Here is a 2,229-nt window from a genome sequence, read left to right on the forward strand (position 1 = left end):
AGACGATCTAAACTGATTTTGAATCATATTTTTTCAGCCTTGATGGCCTACGTTGAGATACAAAAGAACCAGTTTAAGCGGATCTTTGAAAATATATATCGTTGGCAGAAGAAATTATTTAGACCAATCATCAAAGACTTCATTGATGACTTTATTCTCGATAAAAATCATCTGCTACCACAGAGAATCTATAAATGATAGTGCGTAAGTCCTATTCATTTATTCGCTAGATAGTTATGTACTTTTCAGATCTGGATTGGGTTTGACTCATACATAGATATGCATTCTTCAACGAAACGTTTTTCAAGTAGGCATTTTATGATTTATCAGTATTATCAAGAAATTAAAGACTATAACTTTTCCGAAGATCAAATCTTAGTATTTGGCTGTCATGAGTTAGGTAAGCTTACTCTGGATATGCACAAACGGCTCTACATCATTTTGGTGCAAAACTAGGTCAAGGTGAAGGAAGACAAGGCCAGTCTCATGGCATTCCAACCATTGCTAAAAATGGGGAAGTCTTGGATTTAAATCTTATCCAAAACTATATCAATAACTTTAAGCAATATGCCAAAAGCAATCCTCATCTTGAGTTCTATCTCACTGAGATTGGCTGTGGGTTTGCCAATTTCAGCCTAAATCAAATTGGCCCTTTATTTAAAGACTCACCGACCAATATTTATTTTCCACGCAGCTTTGTTCCATTCTTAGAAGATTTAACGATATTTTCTGTAGAAGATATTGAACACGTGTGGAAAGTGGATGATACACATATTGAATTGCCTTTAAACACTGGAACAACTGTACGTTTGAAGCTAGATCAGTATTAAAGACTTTGATAAGAGTTGCTTAGAACATATATCAAGCTATGGCTCACTCGACAGCCTATGTACATTGTATTTATTGCATCACTGGGAAGTAACAATTAATAGTACTGCTCTTTCTAATGATTGCTGTTCACTTCTCATAAATTCATTAGAGTTATTACTAAAAAGAAATCCTCACTTCCATCGTTCACATGTCTTTTTATTTGATGAATTATGTGATCAGATCTTCCTTATGGAATTAAAAGGATATAGTCGTCCACTCAAAATTAAATTAAATTGGCGAGAATACAGAAAGGAAAACTGGTCTAGTGAAGTTAAAGAGATATCTACAAAAGCTGAAGCAGATTTCCGTGTTCACCTCAAACTTCAAGACTTCATTCCAAGCACAGATCAAAACCTAGTAAAACTATACAAAGAAACTGTTTGTTTAAGTTGATTTTATCTGCTTACCATTTGCTTACCAGAATCTAAAAACAAAAAAACCACTTACGATTAGTACACGTAAGTGGTTTTTTTATATGGTGGGCCCAGACAGACTTGAACTGTCGACCAACGGATTATGAGTCCGCTGCTCTAACCAACTGAGCTATAGGCCCTAAACTTTAATCATATATTTGATATGAAAAATGCGACTTAATCTTAGTTAAATTTAACTTAAATTACAAGCAGATGATTTTATCAAATTACTAAAATAGTGTTAAAAATCATAAACTGAGCTGATTCTATATGATCTTTACAGCTTGAGTAAAGATGATATTGCACTATTTTGATCATTAATAAGACATCTAAATTTATTTTGATCTGGTCTTTTCGGATATGTGTTTTCCTAAAAAGTCGTATTACACTGCTGCGACTCAAAGCCTATGATGATAAACATGAAAAAATTTTTAGGAAAATCTATTTTTAAAGCAACAGGTTGGCAATACAATGTTGATCCAAAACTTCTAGAAAAAAAACAAGTTATTATTGGATTCGAGCATACATCAAACCTAGATACCATCCTTTCTCTGGCTTTATTTGAAATTTTAGAATTAAAAATACATACACTGATAAAAAAAGAACTATTCAAAGGCCCTCTCATGCCTATTTTAGAAAAACTTGGTGGTATTCCTGTTGATCGCAAAGCCAACAAAGATATCGTGACTCAAATGGTTGATCTATTTAATCAAAATGATAATTTTAATTTGGTAGGACTTACGCACTATCATTTATAGATTCTCTGTGGTAGCAGATGGTTTTTATCGAGAATAAAGTCATCAATGAAGTCTTTGATGATTGGTCTAAATAATTTCTTCTGCCAACGATATACATTTTCAAAGATCTGATCAAACTGGTTCTTTTGTATCTCGACGTAGGCCATCAAGGCTGAAAAAATATGATTCAAAATCAGTTTAGATCGTCT

1 protein-coding gene, 1 tRNA gene and 3 pseudogenes are annotated in these 2,229 nt (G+C 33.0%); 3 read left to right on the plus strand and 2 right to left on the minus strand.

From position 1 onward, the window contains the following. Positions 1-198 (plus strand): annotated as a pseudogene (locus CDG59_RS14790) (IS701 family transposase); the annotation flags it as partial. A 323-nt stretch (positions 199-521) separates the two neighbouring features. Next, positions 522-830 carry a hypothetical protein gene (locus tag CDG59_RS15600; protein ID WP_227519141.1) on the plus strand — a complete coding sequence of 103 codons (309 nt, stop codon included), beginning with the start codon at positions 522-524 and terminating at the stop codon, positions 828-830. Positions 831-1,346: 516 nt separating this feature from the next. Here CDG59_RS15600 and CDG59_RS14805 read toward each other — a convergent pair. Further along, positions 1,347-1,423 (minus strand) — tRNA-Ile (locus CDG59_RS14805). 267 nt (positions 1,424-1,690) lie between these two features. Between CDG59_RS14805 and CDG59_RS14810 the strand changes: the two are divergent. After that, positions 1,691-2,017 (plus strand): annotated as a pseudogene (locus CDG59_RS14810) (1-acyl-sn-glycerol-3-phosphate acyltransferase); the annotation flags it as partial. Between the two features lie 14 nt (positions 2,018-2,031). Here CDG59_RS14810 and CDG59_RS14815 read toward each other — a convergent pair. Further along, positions 2,032-2,229 (minus strand): annotated as a pseudogene (locus CDG59_RS14815) (IS701 family transposase); the annotation flags it as partial.

Origin of the sequence: Acinetobacter sp. WCHA29 (genome assembly GCF_002165335.1) — a bacterium.
In the GTDB taxonomy this organism is placed as follows: Bacteria; Pseudomonadota; Gammaproteobacteria; order Pseudomonadales; family Moraxellaceae; genus Acinetobacter.